Origin of the sequence: Actinoplanes sp. NPDC024001, assembly GCF_040638955.1 — a bacterium.
GTDB lineage: Bacteria > Actinomycetota > Actinomycetes > Mycobacteriales > Micromonosporaceae > Actinoplanes.
Genome location: NZ_JBEZZB010000076.1, coordinates 14,648 through 31,448, shown reverse-complemented (window position 1 = coordinate 31,448; position 16,801 = coordinate 14,648). Strand labels below are relative to the sequence as shown.

Genomic DNA, 16,801 nt, shown 5'->3' with positions numbered 1-16,801 from the left:
CCGGGCTCCCACGAATGCCGCTTTGGCGGCCGCTACGGCGCTCGAAACTGCCTTGCGACCTAGACGCCCTCGTCATCCGCGGCCGCCGATGCGTCCTTGAAGCGCAATACCGCAATATTCTTCCATTGGACGAAGATGCGTTCGCCGCTATTGAGGTCGGTGTGGATGCTCACCTGATCGGTAAGAGCATTGAAGCCCCCGATAGGGATCATGCCACCGTCGACCGCGCAACAACCAGCTTCCCGTTACCGTGCAGTGGAGGTCGAGTCCACTGCAGAGCGGCGGACATTACCACAGAAATATCGCCAAAACAAGTTGACCTTGATTGATACGCTGCTCTCCGCCTTATCCCCCTGGAGAGAGACACCGAATTGAAGAAGCTATCAGGCGTCGCGTCCGTGCTCGCGCTCTCGTTCGGAATCGCTATCGCCCCGGCGGCGGCGGCCAACGCCGCGACCGACAGGAGCGGCGCGGAACGGTTGAACATCCCGAACAGCAGCGCGTGCAAGGCCGGCCGCACGGTCATGCAGGGCATGGTGGCGGGGCCGGGCGGCCAGCTCTACATCATCTTCACGAAGGCGGCCGGCGCGGAGCCGGTCCTGTCCCGGTGGTTGCGCGACGGCACGACCTGGGACGGCGCCAGCTGGACCTGCGCGGGTGCGCCGACCTCCATCCCGACCCTCGGTCACGGCAACGACCTCGCCTACAACGCGAACTATCTCGGCCAGGGCCCGGCCCTGATCGCCACCCAGGGAAGCCAGTCCGCGTTCCTGAGCGACAAGGTGACCGTCGTGCGCCTGAACGCCGACGGGACGGTGGGCACGGCCAGCGAGGTGCGACTGCCGATCGGCAACATCAGCGGCCTCTGCTACAGCGCGACGGCAGCCGGCGGAGCCGGCAAATATGCCGCCCGGCGGCTGGGCAGCCTGTGGACCCACCCCGGTTCCGGAGCGCTGACGAGCGGGTGGACGCTGGTGAAGAGCAACCTGACGAGTCACGACAACCGTTCCGACCAGGGCATCGACTGCTCGGAGAACTACATCTGGAACACCAAGTCGATCAACACGTCGACACCCGCAACCGGATGGAACTGGGTGTACCAGTACAACTGGTCCGGCGGCGATGTGGAGAGCGACATCGGCATTCCGGGTAACGACCTGACCGACGAGATCGAGGACATCACCCACGTGGGCGGCGAATTCTTCGTCGGTGTCAACCGGAACGACGGGCTGGCCGACTCCGTGAAGGTGCTCACCGAGTAGGCGCGAGCAATCGCCGATAACGGCTCCGATCCACATCCGGATCGGAGCCGTTATCGTTCCTGCTGGCGGAGCCAGGCGGCCTTCGCGGCGGCGCGCTCCTCGTCGGCTCCCGCGGCTCGCAGCAGTTCCAGCACCGGCCAGTAGGCGATCGTCTCGGCCTGCGTTCCGACGACCACGCGGTGCAGATAGTCTCCGAGGACCTCGCCCAGCACGATGCGGTCACTGCTGATTTCGCGGAGCTTCGCCAGCGCCCGCGCGTGTCCGCCGGCGAAGTCGCCGGCATCGAGGTGGTCGAGCACGGCGTGGAGGCGAGCACTGTCCCTGCGCCGGCTGTCGTCCAGCTCAGGCTGTCGCATGCCGCCACGGTACGCCTCACTTGTCGTTCAACCTTCGACTCCCAACGGCGCCACGGCGGAGCAGCCCGCTGCGTCGTCGACGGCGACTACAGCGAGTGCCGGCCAACCCGCCGGGCGCGGGCAGGGACCGGGCCAATCGCGCTTTCTCAGCGGCAGATCCGGATGGGTAGTCACCGTGTCTTGATCAGCTCAGTTGCCGCCTGCGGGATGGAGGACGGGTTTGATCTGGATCAAGACATCCCGCAGTTGAGCGGCTCCCCGGCGGAGTCCTGGATCAGCCTCTTCGATCAATGCATTGCACATTTGCACAGCGGTGTCGCGCTGGTTCGCATAGATCTCGAACACATGGTGGGCGGCGGAGTAGATCCAGTCAGCATGGTTGGCACCGGCGCTGGCCAGTGCTCGTACCACGGTGGTCAGGCCTTCTGCGTCCTCCCGCCGCAGCAGAGCCTCTGCGGTCGCATGAGTGACGAACGTGTCGGCGGCGTCGAGCAGGAGTCCCTGCAGCGGCTGACTGGCCTCGGGCATGTCTACGAACCTTGCCATGGCCTGGCCGGCGTCCGCTCGGTCTCGGTAGTCCGCGCTACCCGCCAGCCGTGACAGTTCCTCCACCACCGCACGTCGCGTCTCGATGTCCATAGGTGCCATCATTCAATGCCTTCAGCCGGGAGTGCAGCCGACCGACCCGGACCCCGTGCGCCATTGATGCTTGCTCGGCACTGAAGGTGGCGTTCCACGCACCGGGTGCGGCACGAGAATAGCTGCGCGTCGTCACAGGGCGACCGACTTCTGTGGCCTTGCCATGATGCGATCCGAATGCCGGATCGAGCGAGGGAGATCTCCAGGAGCGCGGCGCGGACGAGCCGGATTGCTTCGGCGTCGACATCCAAATACAGCCGACAAGTCGCGTGGGAGGCCAAGGGACGCGGCGCTCCGTGGGCCGAGTTCCAGAGACAGTTCCTGGCCGATGAGCGTCAATGCGCCTGGACCGGGCGCGACCGTGCCAGCGCCGTTGATCACCTCGTCTACCCAGCCGTCGTAGCGTAGTCGAATCAGCATGACGTGGACGCCGGCAGCGGCGAGGCTCAGCGTGTACTCGTTGTCGGTCTGCCAGACGTCGATCCGGTCGACGTGTAGTCGGGGAGGCGCCGGAGAACCCGCCGGCCAAGCTGTTCGCGCCGATGGGGGTGGGGCGGTTCCTCGCCGACGAGACGCAGTTCCCGTCGCTGGCGGCGTTCCGCAAGGACTTCGACGAGGCGGAGAGCCAACTCTACGAGCGCAGCGAGATCGACAAAGCGTAGAGGACGTCAAAGTAATCCTGCGTGCGAACGGAGGCGGCGCGCGCCGGTGACCCGATACCCGGCCGCTATGTCGATCAAGATCAGACAGTTCGGTTCCGCGGTGTCACGCCGGGGTGACGCCCTTGGGCGCTGGACTCGTGACGTCCGATCGAGCGGCACAGCACCCCGCACGACCGGATCGCCCCAGGCGCCCCAGTCGGTGACCGACTGCGGATCGAGAGGAGGCAACGCACCCGACGCGCGGCAATGAGGCACGGTATACACGAAAGCGGGGTCTTGGCGGCCCGACGACATCGCGTACGACTCGCCGATGCCGGAGCTGCGCCGCAGAGATCTTTCCGCGCCGCCGAACCCGCAACCCCAGCCACCGTTGTCCGCTGGGGTGCGCGGAGAGCGGCTACTTCTTTACTTGGATCTACGACCTGGCCCGGCCAGGCTGGGTCGAGGTAGCCGGTGGGATCGCTCGCTTTGCGGCTGTCCACTCGGATCCTATGGGTGTGACTCTCATCTGGCATGCTCCCACCGGTTACCGCCCGGGGAGTGGCTCAAGAGAGGTTTGTCCCAGCTCAAAGTAGCTTTGCCCTCCCTGATCGGCGTCAACGACGTGGCAGCCTGAGGGAGGACCAGCGTATGAGACCAGATGAGCGCAGCTGATCTTGGTTCGGAGTGGAGCTGGAATCGAATCAGAACGGTGCGGGGCCGCTACCGGTGAGTGTCACCAGGATCTGCGTCGCGAGCAGCTTCCGGACGCCGGTGACAGACACCGACCCGATCTGGTCGTACGGCAGTTCCAAGGAAAGCCCCTCGCCGGCGCTGCGGATGTCTGCGCTGGTTTGGTCCGGACGAAATGTGCCGCCCCAGCCCACGAGACCTCCGCGCTGATTGGTGCTGAGCGAAGCCATGCCGGACACTTGGGTGCCGCCAGCGAGGGTCAGCCTCGCCGGACCGGAGTAGGTCGTCATAGCGCCCAACGGTAGCCTGGCCCCCCAGCATTGCGGCCCACCCGTGGGCGATCTGGCCAGCGTCGGATCCCCGCCTTGACGAGTATTCGATGCACGACCGGCCTCAGCGGCAGCGCGCACGATCGGCGGCAGAAAGCGTGCATCGGACAGACCAGCTCCGAAGAACGATAACCAGAACCGAGCGGGAGAATGCAGCCCTCCACGCCGCGATATTGATCTTGCAGAATGTCGGACGTATTGCCGAAGTTGAACGTCTGGCCGATACCCTTTGCTACGGAGCCCGTCAAGGATTGCTAGTCCGGTTCGCGTAGTCCGGAGGGCGAGTTGTACCCAGGCGACAGTTATATTTCAAGGCGTGAGACTGTTGATGATCGTTGGTACTACGACATGGTCATCATTGCGCGTAACTATCCTTTTGGCCCCGCTGCCTATTTCGGCAGAATGGTGGACTTCGGGGATGCTTACCCCGGCGGCGGCGGAGGTTCGGGTGACGCTGGAGTCCCGGAGTACGCAAAGGAATTGCTCATTTGGCTCGCCAATGCTGCAGGATCTGGAGTTCTCGGAAATTTTCTATACGCCACCCTCAAGTCTGCAGCTATGCGGCGACGGAATCGCCGTGAATCAATAGTGGCGTATTTGACCCCACATGAGGCGGCCTTCGCGGCCGCCTTCGCTCTGTCCATATTCCGCTTCGGTTGTGGGTTCCCAGAAGACCCTCGTGGATACTTCGTCCGTTCCGTGTCTCAGCCCCACGGAACAGATGAATGGCTTGTCGACCTCAGCTTGACACCGTATGACTCCATGCCCTTCAAGGTGCGGGTTTTCGGCTGGGATAACCAGATTCATGAGGTAGTTGCCCACATTTGGTAGAAAGCCAAGCTTCGATTTCTATGTCCTGGCAGCTGCGTCGGCCACCCGTTCGCATCGCCCTCTCATCGGCATGAGTGATCGTCCCTCAACTGCCGACGTAGCGGCGCGCTAACGACTTGTTTCGCGGCTCTGCTCTATCCCGTGGCCAATCCACATGTTGACACCCATGAAGCTGCATCCGCAGATCACTATAATCGCTACGAGAATCCCAGCGAGCCATGCAAGTATTTTGCGGTAGCTAACATCCGAGGGCCCCCAGGACGGCACAAGTGGATCGTCTTCGGGCGAGGACATCCTTCCACGGTATCGGTGTCGAGGTGGATCGCACGCCTTTTGCGAACGCACTCAACTCGCCAGATCCGTGCGCTCAAAGGGCCGCTTTCGGCCCGGGTGGCTGTGAGAGGGCGTCATCCGGTGCCGGGTAGGCGCGAAGCGTGGTGCCCGGGCTGGTTGTCGCAGGTCCGGCAGCCGAGCGGCGCGGCTCGGCGCTCGGCGCAGAAGCCGCCGCGGCGATGCCCGGTCGTCAGGCCGCTGCGCGCTGAGCGCCTTCGGTGGCCGTCGGGTGAGCCTCAGCAGGCGCCTTGACGAGTTTGAGTCCGATCACGGCACCGACGATGCCGGCCAGCATGACCACTTTGATGACGGTGACGGGCTCGTGGCCGGTCGCCATGGCGTAGGCGACGGTCAGGGCGGCGCCGGTGCCGGTCCAGATGGCGTAGGCGGTGCTGATGGGGATGTGCTTGGCCGCGTAGCCGAGGGTGACCATGCTCAGCAGCAGACCGATCGCGAAGATCACGGTCGGCGCCGGGCGGCTGAAGCCTTCGCTACGGCCGAGGGCGGTTGCCCACACGGCTTCGAGCACGGCACTGACGAGAAGTGAGATCCAGGGCATCAGCTGACCGCCTTCAGTCCGACGACACATCCGATCAGCACGGCCAGCAGGGCCGCCTGGCTGGGGTGAGTCGTTCCTTCTTACGCACGACGGCGATTACGACGGTCAGGACGGCGCCGATGCCGACCCAGACGGCGTAGGCGGTTCCGGTCGGCAGGGTGCGCATCGCATAGGCGAGCCCCACCATGCTGAGCACGAGCGTGACGGCGAACAGCGCCGTCGGCTTCGGTTTCTTCAGCCCTTCGGACGCGCCGAGCGCTGTTGCCCAGACCGCTTCGAGCAGTCCGGACACGACGAGCACTGTCCAGGCCATCACAACCTCATCTCGTTTCCGCACGACTGTACGACTACAGGTATAGCACGTTTCCGTACGACTGTGCGACTATCTGTTCATGCCCCGAGTTCTGGACACCGCAGCGCGTGACGCGGCCGTCATCCAAGCCGCCTGGCACGTGATCGCCCGCGAAGGCATCACCGCTCTGACCGTGCGCCGCGTCGCCGCGCAGGCCGGCCTCGCGCCCAGCTCGCTGCGCTACACCTTCCCCACCCAGGCGGCGGTGCGCGAGAAGGCGATCACCGCGGTCTCGCAGCGCTTGAGCCAGCGCATCGCCGCGCTACCCGCCGACCTCACCGCGCAAGCATGGGCTCGTGCCGCCCTCCTCGAGCTTCTACCACTCGACCAGCAGCGCAGCCTGGAGATGGAGGTCTTCCTCGCCCTCGGCATGGCCGCCTTGACCGACGACAGCCTCCAGCCGCTGTGGCAGCAGGCCGACACCGTGGTGCGCGACGTCTGCACCAAGGCCATCACGGCAGCCGGCGGCGAACCCACAGCCGTCCAGGTCGATCGCCTTCACGCCCTGATCGACGGTCTCGCCTTCCACCTTCTCGTCCGTGACCGCACCCGAGGACACGACTGGGCGCAACACGTCGTCGACCGCGAGCTCAGATCCCTCGCCGCCCGCCGCCTGTGACACGGCCCTAGATCAACTGCTTGCCGTTGTTCGGTCTGGAAACTACGGGCAGACAGCCACTTGGTGGATTTGCTGGAACAGCTGGTGGTTGTCCGCCGTCACCCACACCTCAGCGATCTTGCCGTCGGCGAGACGGTAGACCGCGAACTCCTGGATCGTGACAGCGGTGCCCGTCGGCGGCACGCCGAGGAACGTCCCCTGATGGGTGCCGGTGTCGAGGAAATGCGCCGAGAGCCACTGGCCGTCGATGAGCAGGTGACGCAGATGCCACCGGTAGTCGGGGAACGCGCGCACGACCCGCTTCAGGCCCGCGATGTAATCGGGCAGTCCCTGCACTTCGCCGTTGACCGCCACGTCATCGGCGACGAACTCGCCGAGCGAGTCGAACTGGTGCTGGTTGCATCGCTCGTTGTAACGCCGGTAGAACACTTCGAGCTCCCGGCGGCGATCAAGCCCGTCCATCAGCCGATCCTGCCATGGTGCGGGTCACCGCGTGGCCGGCAGCGGGGGGCGCCGGGTCACGCCGAGGCTGGCTGTGGTGACCAGGGCGAGCGCGGCGATGGCGGCCGGTCCGAGGTGCTGGTGCAGGATCAGCAGGCCGGCGAGCGCGGCGGCCGTGGGCTGCAGGCTCATGAGGACACCGAAGACGCGGGTCGGCAGGTCGCGCAGGACGATCAGTTCGAGGGCGTACGGCACGATCGAGGAGAGCACGGCGACCGCCAGCAGGCCGGGGATCAGGCCGGGACGGCGCAGCGCCTCGCCGGCGCCCGCGGCGCCGAACGGCAGGACGATCAGCGCACCGACGGCGAACGAGACCGCCAGGCCGCCGAGACCGGGCACCGCCGTTGCGACGCGGGCGCCGAACACGATGTATCCGGCGCCGCAGGCGCCGGCGGCGAGGGCCAGCAACAGGCCCGCTGGGGGGATGTCGACGCCGGCGCGCAGACCGAGCAGCGCCACGCCGGTCGCGGCCATCAGCGCCCACAGCAGGTCTGCCGGGCGCCGGGTCTGCGCCAGGGACAGCAGGAGCGGGCCGGCGAACGACGCGGTGACCACGACGCCCTGGGGTGCGATGTTCAGGGCCAGGTAGGACAGCAGGTTCAGGCCGGCGGCGAAGACGCCCAGCAGGGCGGTGGCCCGCCACGCTGCGGCCGTCCAGGTCGACACCCGGGGGCGTACGGCGACGGCGAACACCGCGGCTGCGACGGCGAGGCGCAGGAGGAGCACGCCGGCCGGCCCGGCATCGTCGAACAACGTACGCGCGACGGCCCCGCCGGCCTGCGCGCACATCACCGACACGAGCACGAGCAGCGGGGACGTCGTCTTCATCGCCGCGACCGTAAGCGTGCCGCCGCGCCGGCTGGTACATCCCCGCACCAGGGGCGCGAATGAGCTTGACCGGGCCGGATCTTTCTGGCGGACTGCCGGGGTGAACCGCACTGATCTGGATCTGCGGCTGGAGTGTGTCGCTCGCGGGTGGACACCACAGCAGCGGCTGCACATCGGCGACGTCGCCTGGGCCTTCGCGCAGGGCGACGGCAGCCCCGTACCCGATCGGGTCTTGACGTGGGGTGACCCGCTGGAAGGCTTCGCCGACGTCTGGCTGCCGTCCACCGTGTCGGTGCATCTGGGCAGCGAGATGCCCGCGCGGCGGGTGCGGGCCTGCGTGGCCGAGATTCTGCAGGTGGCGCCGCAGGCCACGGTGGAGGTGTCCGTGCAGCAGGTGGAACTCGTCCGGGCGCTGACGGCGCGCGGTTTCCGCCGCACTGACGGGCCGTGGTTCGCGCGGATGTGGCGCAGCCTCACCGACCTGTCGGATCTGCGGGCGCATCGCGTACCCGAGGGCGTCCGCATTCGCGGGGTTCGCCGGGACGAGTTGGCGCAGCGAGTGGAGATCCATCGTCGCTGCTGGGCGCCGGCCCACATCAAGCGGCTGCTCGGCCTGCCGGTGACCGGCGACGAGAGCGGTTCCCGCTATTCGGCGGACAAGCATCGAGCGGTCATCGGCACGCCGCCCTACCGGGAAGAACTCGATCTGGTCGCGGAAGCCGCTGACGGATCATTCGTCGGCTTCGGGTTGGGGTGGCTCGACCCGCGGTCGGGGTCGGTGTTGTTCGAGCCGGTCGGCACCGCGCCGTCGCACGCGTCTCGTGGCGTTGCGCGGGCTCTGTGCGCCGAGATGCTGCGCGTGGCCCATGATTTGGGTGCCACGCAGGCGGTCGTCGGTCCGCGCGGCGATGACGCCTATCCGGTGCCGCGCAGGCTCTACGAGGGTCTGGGCATGCGCGCGGTCGGTCAGGTCGTCTCGTTCTCGAACAGCGGTCCGGAAAGCCCTTCGGTCAGCTGATCCAGGCCCAGCGAGCCGAGTTCCAGCGCCCGCCGGTGGAACGCGCGCCGGTCGCCGCCGAAGGACGCGCGCCCGTCCAGCCACACCCGCTCCCCCACCTTGTAGGCCAGCGCCTGCCCGGGCCGGCCCAGATAGCGCGCGAGTTCCCTGGACGCGTAGGGGCCCTGATGGCAGCGGTCCCGCAGCAGCTCCAGCGCGGCCTCCGGCGTCCACACCGCCCCGCCGCCGGACGGGACCGGCAGCCGCAGGTGCAGGCCGATGTCGAGCACGACACGCGCGGCCCGCAGCAGCTGCGAGAACAGGTATCCGAGGCGGGCGCCCGGCTGCTCGTAGAGGCCGAGTTCGTCCATGAACCGTTCGGCGTACAGCGCCCAGCCCTCCTGGCAGCCGGAGAGCCCGCCGAGCAGATTGAGCCGCTGCCCGAGGCCGCCCCGGCAGGCCTCGGCGCCGATCTGCAGGTGATGGCCGGGGACACCCTCGTGGTACGCGGTGCTGTACGCCCGCCACGTGGGAAAACTCGTCTGGCCTTCGGGAAGCAGCCACCAGACCCGGCCGGGCCGGGTCAGGTCCTGCGACGGCCCGGTGTAGGCGGTGCCGCCGGACACGGTCACCCGGGACTCGATGCGGCGCAGCGGCGCGGGGATGTCGAAGTGCGCGCCGTGCAGCCGTTCGGTGGTGGCCTCCAGCAGCTCCTGCAGCCACCCGGCGAACGCGTCGCGGCTGTGCAGGGTGCCCGGCGCGTCGGGCCGGTCCAGCCGGTCGAGCACCTCGGGCACACTGCCGCCGAGGGTTCTCGCCTCGGCGGCCAGGTCCGCCTCGATCGTGGTGAACTCGTGCCAGCCCCAGTCGTACAGCTCGCGCAGATCAGGTTCGCCGGCCAGGAAGGTGCGCACCCACAGCACGTACCGCTGCGGCCCGAAAGCCTCCTCGCTGCGCGCCTGCGGCGCCAGCTCGTCGGTCAACGTCGCGGCCATTCTTCGGTACGCCTGGCTCGCGTCGTACGCCGCCGCCCGCAACGACGCCTGCTGGGGTCCGTCGCCGTAGCGCCGCACCAGGGCGAGGTCGTCGTCGATCCAGTTGCGGCACCGCCGCGTGACGATCTCCACCTGACGGCGCGTCGGGAGGTGACCGCGTTCGGCGGCGAGCAGCAGGCTGCCGGCGTACCCCGCCAGGGCCTGGGGAATCGCGGCCTGGCGCGCGCTGACGCGGGCCCAGCCCCGCTCGTAGGCCGCGCCCTCGGTGTCGCGGCCGGGCACCGCGGCCTCGACGGCCTGGCGGATGAGCTGCAGCGGGCCGGTGGCCGCCGCGTGCAGTTCGCGCAGGTCCTCGCCGGCGTCGTGGAAGGCGATGCGGGTGCGGAGCCGTTCGGCGAGGTGCGCGTGCAGCGGGCCGGTCGCGGGCAGGGTCTCGAGCTCGCGCAGGGCGCGGGCGGCGAGGTCGGCGCGGGCCTGGTGGCCGTCCGGGCTGTAGTCGGTGAGCCCGTCGGCCTCCTGCTCACCGGCGTCGACGACCGCCGTGCAGGGGTCGAGTCGGGCCATGTCGTCCAGGAGCCGGCCGGCGAAGTCCTCGATCACGAAAACGATGCTAACCACGCTCGCCGGGACCGATGAGTTCGCGCCGCCGCGGTGGTCTGCACTGTCATGAGCCGACAAGACAGAGGGAGACCTGCGATGCGAAGGCGAACACTGTTGGCCGGCGCCGGGGCGTCGGGTGTGGCGGCGCTGACGACCGGTGTCGTGGCGGGCGGGCCGGCGGTGGCCGGTGGGCCGTGGCGGGCCGGGCTCGCCGCGTTGCGCGCGGCGATGGCGGCCCGTGTCGAGCGAGGTGAGCTGGTCGGGATCGTCTACCTGGTCGCGCACCGCGGACGGGTGCACGTCGACACGATCGGCACGCTCACGCTGGGCGGCGCGAGGCCGATGCGCCGGGGTACGCCGTTCCGGCTGGCGTCGCTGACCAAGCCGGTGATCGCCGCCGCCACGATGATGCTGGTGGAGGACGGTCGGCTGGCGCTGGACGAGCCGGTCGACCGGCTGCTGCCGGAGCTGGCCGGCCGGCGGGTGCTCACCCGTGTCGACGGGCCGCTCGACCAGACCGTCCCGGCGGCCCGGCCGATCACGGTCGAGGACCTGCTGACCTTCCGGATGGGGCACGGCCTCGTCTTCGAGCCGAGCTTCCAGCCGCCGTACCCGATCATCACCGAGGCCGACCGGCTGCAGTTGGCGATGGCGCAGCCGGACCCGCGCACGCCGCACCGCCCGGACGAGTGGATCCGGCGGTTCGCGACGCTGCCGCTGATGTACCAGCCCGGACAGCGCTGGCAGTACAACACCGGTTCGCTGGTGCTCGGCGTGCTGCTCGAACGGGCCGCCGGCCGGCCGCTGGCGGAGTTCCTGCGCCGGCGGCTGTTCGGGCCGCTCGGCATGTGGCACACCGGGTTCGAGCTGCCGCGCGCCGAGGCCGCACGCCTGCCCGGCCTGTACGCGGTGAACCCCGAGACCGGACAGCTGGAGCTGCAACCCGGGTCGAGGCCCGAGGAGTGGACCCGGCCGCCCGCGTTCCCGTCCGGCGCCGCCGGGTTGGCCTCCACCCTCGACGACTACTTCACCTTCAGCCGGTTGCTGCTCAACGACGGCGTGCACCGTGGCCGGCGGCTGCTGTCCGCCGAGTCGGTCCGGCTGCTGACCACCAACCATCTGACCGCCCAGCAGATCGCCGACGCGGGCCCGTTCCCGCTGGCCGGGCACGGCTGGGGTTACGGCATGTCGGTCAGCGTCACCCCGGACGAGGTCTCCGGGCCGGGCCGCTACGGCTGGGACGGTGGTTACGGCACGACCTGGTTCACCGACCCGCACCGGGAGCTGACCGCGATCGCGTTGACCCAGACCGTCGACTTCCTGTTCAACGGCGCCCGGGACGAGTTCCAGCGCCTGGCCGCCGCCGCGGTCAAGGGGTAGCCCGGCGGCCTAGGTGTCCGGGTTCCGGCGGGCGTGCCGTCTCGCGCGGGCCATCCGCCACAGGAACGCCGGGGTGGGCGGGATCCAGCCGAGCTGGGTGGCCAGGCCCAGGTCGTCACGGTTGGCCCAGTGCTCGACGACCTGCCCATCCCTCGTCCGGAACCAGTGGCTGTGGGTGATCGCGAACCGGCGGCCGGTCGGCGGAAACGCCTGGGCGACCTCGCCGTGCTCGTCGTAGGACACGAACGGGCCGACCTGGCGCCCGGACATCGTGCAGTGCACGGCGATCAGGTCGCCGTCGGCGACCGCCTCGTGGATGTCGAACGTCAGGTCGGTGAAGGCGGCTCGCAGCCAGCGTGCGGTGGCCGCGAACGCGGCCGGCCCCGTGCCCCGGCAGGCCGGTGGCTCGCTCCGGGCTTCCCGGTTGACCGCCTGCGGGTGGACGACCCGGGCCAGCTCGTCGAGGTCGCCGGAGGCCATGATGATCATGGAGCGGACGCAGGCGTCGGTGTCGGTGCTGGGCATGCTGCCTCCCCCGGGATGTCTGCTGCCCCCTGAGCAGTATCGATTCCGGCAGGTCGGCGCTCAACGCGTCGTCGCGGTTACGACAGCACCGGGCTCGTCCTGGTCGTTCTCGCGGTGCTCGCTCCCGAGAAGACCTCCAGCTGTCTGGTGACGCCCCGCGGCACCGGGTCCGCGGGCCGGAGCGGCCGGTCATCCGGCGTCCCGGTGACGGGTCGCTGCCCGTCCGGGGCCGGCACGCCCGGCGGGTCGGCGACGGCGGGTGCGACCACCCCTGCCGGGGTGTCGCTGTCGGCCAGCCGGACGACGATGTCCGCTCCCAGGACCAGTACGACGATCGTCGACGCCACCACGTAACGCCTGGAGCTCAAAGCGTGCCTCCGGTCCTGCGGAGCCGTCTCACTGCTGTGTGCATCGACAAGGCCCTTCCCTCGACAGGTGCGAACGGTCGTTGCGGGGTGCCGGCCGGCAATCAGCCACGGACGAAGACGGCGGCGCCCCCGATCTCTTCGCCGCGGCTCCCCTGGCTGACGAGATCTGTTTCTAGCGGCGCGCCGGTTGTCTGGGGCCTGCCCGCAGCGGTCAGACAAACAACGCTGGACAACGCAGTGACAATGGGCGATGGATGTCGCGGCGCAGCGGGAGGTCGGGGATGCCGAGGCCGGAACGGCCCCTGGACGGGCAGGGTGGGCCGGTCGAGCAGCTGGCAGCCGAGCTGCGCCGGCTGCGGGAGAAGGCGGGCAGGCCCGGATACCGGCAGATGGCCGCGCGGGTGAACTACTCGGTGGCGACGCTGTCCGCGGCGGCGTCGGGCCGGCGGCTGCCGACGCTGGAGGTGACCCTCGCGTACGCGGCCGCCTGCGACGGTGATCTTGCCGAGTGGGAGCAGCGCTGGCGGGAGACCGAGCGCCTCACGATGACGCCCGCCGAGGGCCCGGGCGAGGACAACGGGCACCTTCCGTCGCCGTACCCGGGTCTGGCGATGTTCCAGCCGGAGGACGCGGAGCTGTTCTTCGGTCGCAGCGCTCTGGTCGACGAGCTGGTGCGCCGGCTCGAACAGCGGCGGTTCCTGGCGGTGTTCGGCCCGTCGGGCGCCGGCAAGTCGTCGGTGGTGCGGGCCGGGCTGGTCCCGGCCGTCGCCGGGCCGGCGATGGTGCTGACGCCGGGCGCGCACCCGATGGCTGAGCTGGCGGTACACCTCGGGCGGCACGCCGGGGTGCCGGCCGGTGGGCTGCTGGACGAGTTGCGCAAGGATCCGGAGCGGGCGCATCTGCTGGTGCGGCAGGGCCTGCCCGACGGCCCCCGGTGCGGTGATCTTCTGGTCGTGGTGGATCAGTTCGAGGAGACCTTCGCGGCCTGCGCGGATCCGGCCGAGCGGGCGCGGTTCATCGCGGCGCTGCTGGCGATGTGCCACACGCCGGACAGCCGGGCCCGGGTGGTGCTGGCCGTGCGCGCCGACCACTACGCCCGGTTCGCCGAGCATCCGCCGTTGCTGGCCGCCCTGACGGACGCGCAGGTGCTGATCGGCGGGATGAGCCCGGCGGAGCTGCGCGAGGCGGTGACGAAACCGGCCGAGCTGCGCGGTGCCCGGGTGGAGGGCGCGCTGGTCGCGACGATCGTGGCGGAGATGAGCGACTCCCCCGGCGCGTTGCCGCTGGCGGCGCACGCGCTGCGCGAGGCGTGGCGGCGCCGGCAGGGTGCGATGGTGACGCTGGCCGGCTACCTTGCGGCCGGCGGTGTGGCCGGTGCGGTGGCGCACACCGCGGAGCAGACCTTCGACGGGCTGTCGGAGCGCGAACGCGACGTTGCCCGGCAGGTGCTGATCAGGATGGTCGACGTCGGGCCGGACGGGCTGATCACCCGCCGGCGCCTGGACCGTGCCGAGCTGGGCACGATCGAAGCCGCGCCGGCCGTGATCGAGGCGTTCGCGGCGGCCCGGCTGGTCAGCACCGACCGGGACACGGTGGAGATCGCGCACGAGGCGCTGATCCGGGCCTGGCCGCGGCTGAGCGGCTGGGTCGAGGAGAGCCGCGCCGGGCTGCGGCTGCACCGCCAGCTCACCGAGGCGACCGCCGTCTGGGAGTCGCTGGGCCGTGACGAGGGGGCTCTGTATCGCGGGCTGCAGCTGTCGGCCGGCACGGAGGCGGCGGACGCGAAAATCATTGACCTGACCAGCGCGGAACGAGAGTTTCTGCAGGCCGGCCGCGCGTTGCGCGACCGCGAGAGTCGGCTGCGTCAGCGTCGCACCCGCCGGTTGTTCGCCGGGCTCGCCGCTGTGATGGCCGTCGTCTGTGTGCTCGCGGTCGGCGCCGTCGTGTCCGCGCGGGTCGCCGCCGCCGAGCGCGATCGTGCCGTGGCGCGGGAGCTGGCGGCGGGTGCGCGGGCCGCGCGGATGACCGATCCCGAGCTGGCTCTGCTGCTCGCTTCACGGGCGTACCGCCTCCATCCGGACCGCGAGACCGAGTCGGTGTTGCGGCAGGCCGCGACCGACGCTCGCTCGACGTTCGTCATGGAGGGGCACGGCATGGGAATCAGCTCGATCGCGGTTCACGGTTCCCGGGTCGTCAGTGCGCAGACCGATGGCGTGATCACCTTGTGGGATCTGCACGGCCGGTCACTGCCGCTTACTGCGCCGTTCTCCGGCCCACTTGTCGATGTCGCCTCGGACGGCAGTCTGGCGGTGGCGGCCTACGACCCGGGCACCGGCCGCAGCCAGGTCAAGGTGTGGCACATGGTGGACGGGGACAACGCACTGTCGGTGGATCTGCCGACGCCCGCACTCCTGCAGGATGTGGACTACAGCCCGGACGGTCGCTGGGTCGCCGCCATCGGCGCCGATGCGCGCGTCTACGTCTGGGACACCCGGCGAAAGGGGTCGCGGACGTCGCTGCCCCAGACCGGTCTTCCCCACGACCTCGCCTTCGGCCCGGACGGGCGGCTCGCCGTCGTCTCGGACGATGGCACCGTCCGGATCTGGAACGTTGCCGCGACGACGCCGCCCGCAGTGTTTCGGCAGCCGGGCCCGGCCTTTCCCACCTCTGTCGCGATCAGTCCGGACGGCCGCCGGATCGCTGTCGGCGGCAACGAGCAGGTCACGGTCTGGTCCACCGACGGGCGCACCGGACCGGAGATCTACCGCGGCCCGGAGTTCATGTACACCAGCGTGGCGTTCAGCCCGGATGGCCGCCGCCTCGCTGCGGGCAGTCACGAGCGGACCATCCGGATCTGGGATGCCACCGACCGCACTCGCGGCCTGACGCTGCGCGGCCACCGCGGTGCTGTCCGTCAGCTGGCATTCAGCTCAGACGGCCGCAGGCTTGTTTCCGGCAGTGACGACACCACCGTGCGTGTGTGGGACACCACCGCCGCGGCGAACGCCACCATGATCACCATCCCCGTGACCGGCGAAAATCTGGCGCAGCTCAGCGCTGACGGCGGTGTGACCGCCGTTGCCGGCGAACCCGGCACCATCTCCGTCTTCCCTACCCGCGCCCCGCAGAAGGCGAGAACGCTGCGCCTCGCCCCGGTCCAGGTGCCGTCCCTCACCCTCAGCGCGGACGGTCGAGGCGTCGCCGCCACGAGCTCTGACAGCGAGCAGATTCACTGGTGGCAGACGGCGACAGGCGACAAACCAGCAGTGCTCAGTTGCGCGCACGGAGCCGACATGATGACCGGGAACCAGACCGCCCTCAGCGACGACGGCAACGTGCTCGCCGTCGACTGCGGCGACGGCGAGATCCGGGTGTGGCGGGCCGGCGAACTGCAGGCCGCCGCCCGTATCGACGGCGTCGGGCCGATCGCGATCAACCGGGACGGCAGCCTGGTCGCCATCTCTTCGGAATCGACTGACGTCGTGCTGTGGGACCCGGTCGCCAACCGGGTCGTGCGGACGCTGCCCGGGCAGGGCGGGCCGGCTGGTCACATCCGGTTCAGCCCGGACGGGCAGCTGCTGGCCGTCGCCGGAGACGACGAGACGATCCGGGTCTGGGCCGTCGCCGGCGACGACGACCCGGCCGTGCTCACCGGCACCGTCGGGGACATCGCGGCGATCAGCTTCCGCCCGGACCGCAGGTTGATCGCCGCGGTCGGCACCGACGACGTCGTGCGCCTGTGGAACACCGACGGCACGGGTGAACCCCTCACGTTCGACCATCCCAGCACCGCCCGGCAACTCGCCTTCAGCGCCGACGGCAGACAGCTCATCACGGTGTACGGGGCGACCATCCGGTTCACGCCCTGTGAGGTGTGCGGGCCGGTCGACGAGGTGCTCGCCCTGGCCCAGCAGCGTATGACCCGTGACTTCACCCCGCAGGAACGCGCGAAATACCTACGCCCTTAGCCGTGACGGCGCGGGACGTCCGTGA

At 69.6% G+C, this 16,801-nt stretch carries 16 protein-coding genes; 5 read left to right on the top strand and 11 right to left on the bottom strand.

Annotated elements, in window-relative coordinates; genetic code table 11:
• Window positions 1-59: 59 nt before the first annotated feature.
• Complete coding sequence (locus AB0F81_RS27550) at window positions 60-212, bottom strand: hypothetical protein (RefSeq protein ID WP_360201769.1); 153 nt, start codon at window positions 210-212, stop codon at window positions 60-62.
• A gap of 159 nt (window positions 213-371) precedes the next feature.
• Between AB0F81_RS27550 and AB0F81_RS27545 the strand changes: the two genes are divergently transcribed.
• A complete protein-coding gene (locus AB0F81_RS27545; protein ID WP_360201767.1) occupies window positions 372-1,262 on the top strand; it encodes a hypothetical protein in 891 nt (296 codons plus the stop codon).
• A 50-nt stretch (window positions 1,263-1,312) separates the two neighbouring features.
• Here the strand turns inward: AB0F81_RS27545 and AB0F81_RS27540 are convergent, their stop codons facing one another.
• The 5 genes from AB0F81_RS27540 to AB0F81_RS27520 form a co-directional block, all read right to left on the bottom strand.
• Window positions 1,313-1,618 (bottom strand): hypothetical protein, encoded by a 306-nt coding sequence (locus AB0F81_RS27540; RefSeq protein ID WP_360201765.1) that lies wholly within the window; start codon window positions 1,616-1,618, stop codon window positions 1,313-1,315.
• 189 nt (window positions 1,619-1,807) lie between these two features.
• Window positions 1,808-2,257: a hypothetical protein gene (locus AB0F81_RS27535; RefSeq protein ID WP_360201764.1), complete on the bottom strand. Its 450-nt coding sequence runs from the start codon at window positions 2,255-2,257 to the stop codon at window positions 1,808-1,810.
• Window positions 2,258-3,602: 1,345 nt separating this feature from the next.
• Window positions 3,603-3,881, bottom strand: coding sequence for a hypothetical protein (locus AB0F81_RS27530; protein ID WP_360201762.1), 279 nt, complete (start codon window positions 3,879-3,881; stop codon window positions 3,603-3,605).
• Between the two features lie 1,393 nt (window positions 3,882-5,274).
• Entirely contained in the window at window positions 5,275-5,643 is a 369-nt protein-coding gene (locus AB0F81_RS27525; protein ID WP_360201761.1) for a multidrug efflux SMR transporter, read from the bottom strand.
• 34 nt (window positions 5,644-5,677) lie between these two features.
• Window positions 5,678-5,956 carry a multidrug efflux SMR transporter gene (locus AB0F81_RS27520; protein ID WP_360201759.1) on the bottom strand — a complete coding sequence of 93 codons (279 nt, stop codon included), beginning with the start codon at window positions 5,954-5,956 and terminating at the stop codon, window positions 5,678-5,680.
• Between the two features lie 79 nt (window positions 5,957-6,035).
• On the opposite strand from AB0F81_RS27520, the gene AB0F81_RS27515 reads away from it, so the two are divergent.
• The gene (locus tag AB0F81_RS27515; RefSeq protein WP_360201758.1) at window positions 6,036-6,614 is read left to right on the top strand and encodes a TetR family transcriptional regulator C-terminal domain-containing protein; all 579 of its coding nucleotides are present in this window, start codon (window positions 6,036-6,038) and stop codon (window positions 6,612-6,614) included.
• A 42-nt stretch (window positions 6,615-6,656) separates the two neighbouring features.
• Here AB0F81_RS27515 and AB0F81_RS27510 read toward each other — a convergent pair whose 3' ends face one another.
• Window positions 6,657-7,076: an ester cyclase gene (locus tag AB0F81_RS27510; protein ID WP_360201756.1), complete on the bottom strand. Its 420-nt coding sequence runs from the start codon at window positions 7,074-7,076 to the stop codon at window positions 6,657-6,659.
• A 24-nt stretch (window positions 7,077-7,100) separates the two neighbouring features.
• Window positions 7,101-7,943, bottom strand: a complete 843-nt coding sequence (locus AB0F81_RS27505) for an EamA family transporter (RefSeq protein WP_360201754.1) — start codon at window positions 7,941-7,943, stop codon at window positions 7,101-7,103.
• 232 nt (window positions 7,944-8,175) lie between these two features.
• Between AB0F81_RS27505 and AB0F81_RS27500 the strand changes: the two genes are divergently transcribed.
• Complete coding sequence (locus tag AB0F81_RS27500) at window positions 8,176-8,961, top strand: GNAT family N-acetyltransferase (protein WP_360201752.1); 786 nt, start codon at window positions 8,176-8,178, stop codon at window positions 8,959-8,961.
• Here AB0F81_RS27500 and AB0F81_RS27495 read toward each other — a convergent pair.
• Window positions 8,910-10,535: a DUF885 domain-containing protein gene (locus AB0F81_RS27495; protein ID WP_360201751.1), complete on the bottom strand. Its 1,626-nt coding sequence runs from the start codon at window positions 10,533-10,535 to the stop codon at window positions 8,910-8,912. The genes AB0F81_RS27500 and AB0F81_RS27495 overlap by 52 nt on opposite strands.
• 96 nt (window positions 10,536-10,631) lie before the next feature.
• Here AB0F81_RS27495 and AB0F81_RS27490 point away from each other — a divergent pair, with 96 nt between their 5' ends.
• Window positions 10,632-11,915, top strand: a complete 1,284-nt coding sequence (locus AB0F81_RS27490; RefSeq protein WP_360201749.1) for a serine hydrolase domain-containing protein — start codon at window positions 10,632-10,634, stop codon at window positions 11,913-11,915.
• A gap of 9 nt (window positions 11,916-11,924) precedes the next feature.
• On the opposite strand, the gene AB0F81_RS27485 is transcribed toward AB0F81_RS27490, so the two are convergent.
• Together AB0F81_RS27485 and AB0F81_RS27480 are read right to left on the bottom strand one after the other, a co-directional pair.
• The gene (locus AB0F81_RS27485; RefSeq protein ID WP_360201748.1) at window positions 11,925-12,440 is read right to left on the bottom strand and encodes an ester cyclase; all 516 of its coding nucleotides are present in this window, start codon (window positions 12,438-12,440) and stop codon (window positions 11,925-11,927) included.
• Between the two features lie 77 nt (window positions 12,441-12,517).
• Complete coding sequence (locus tag AB0F81_RS27480) at window positions 12,518-12,808, bottom strand: hypothetical protein (protein ID WP_360201746.1); 291 nt, start codon at window positions 12,806-12,808, stop codon at window positions 12,518-12,520.
• A 281-nt stretch (window positions 12,809-13,089) separates the two neighbouring features.
• Here AB0F81_RS27480 and AB0F81_RS27475 point away from each other — a divergent pair, with 281 nt between their 5' ends.
• Complete coding sequence (locus AB0F81_RS27475) at window positions 13,090-16,776, top strand: hypothetical protein (protein WP_360201744.1); 3,687 nt, start codon at window positions 13,090-13,092, stop codon at window positions 16,774-16,776.
• Window positions 16,777-16,801 lie beyond the last annotated feature (25 nt).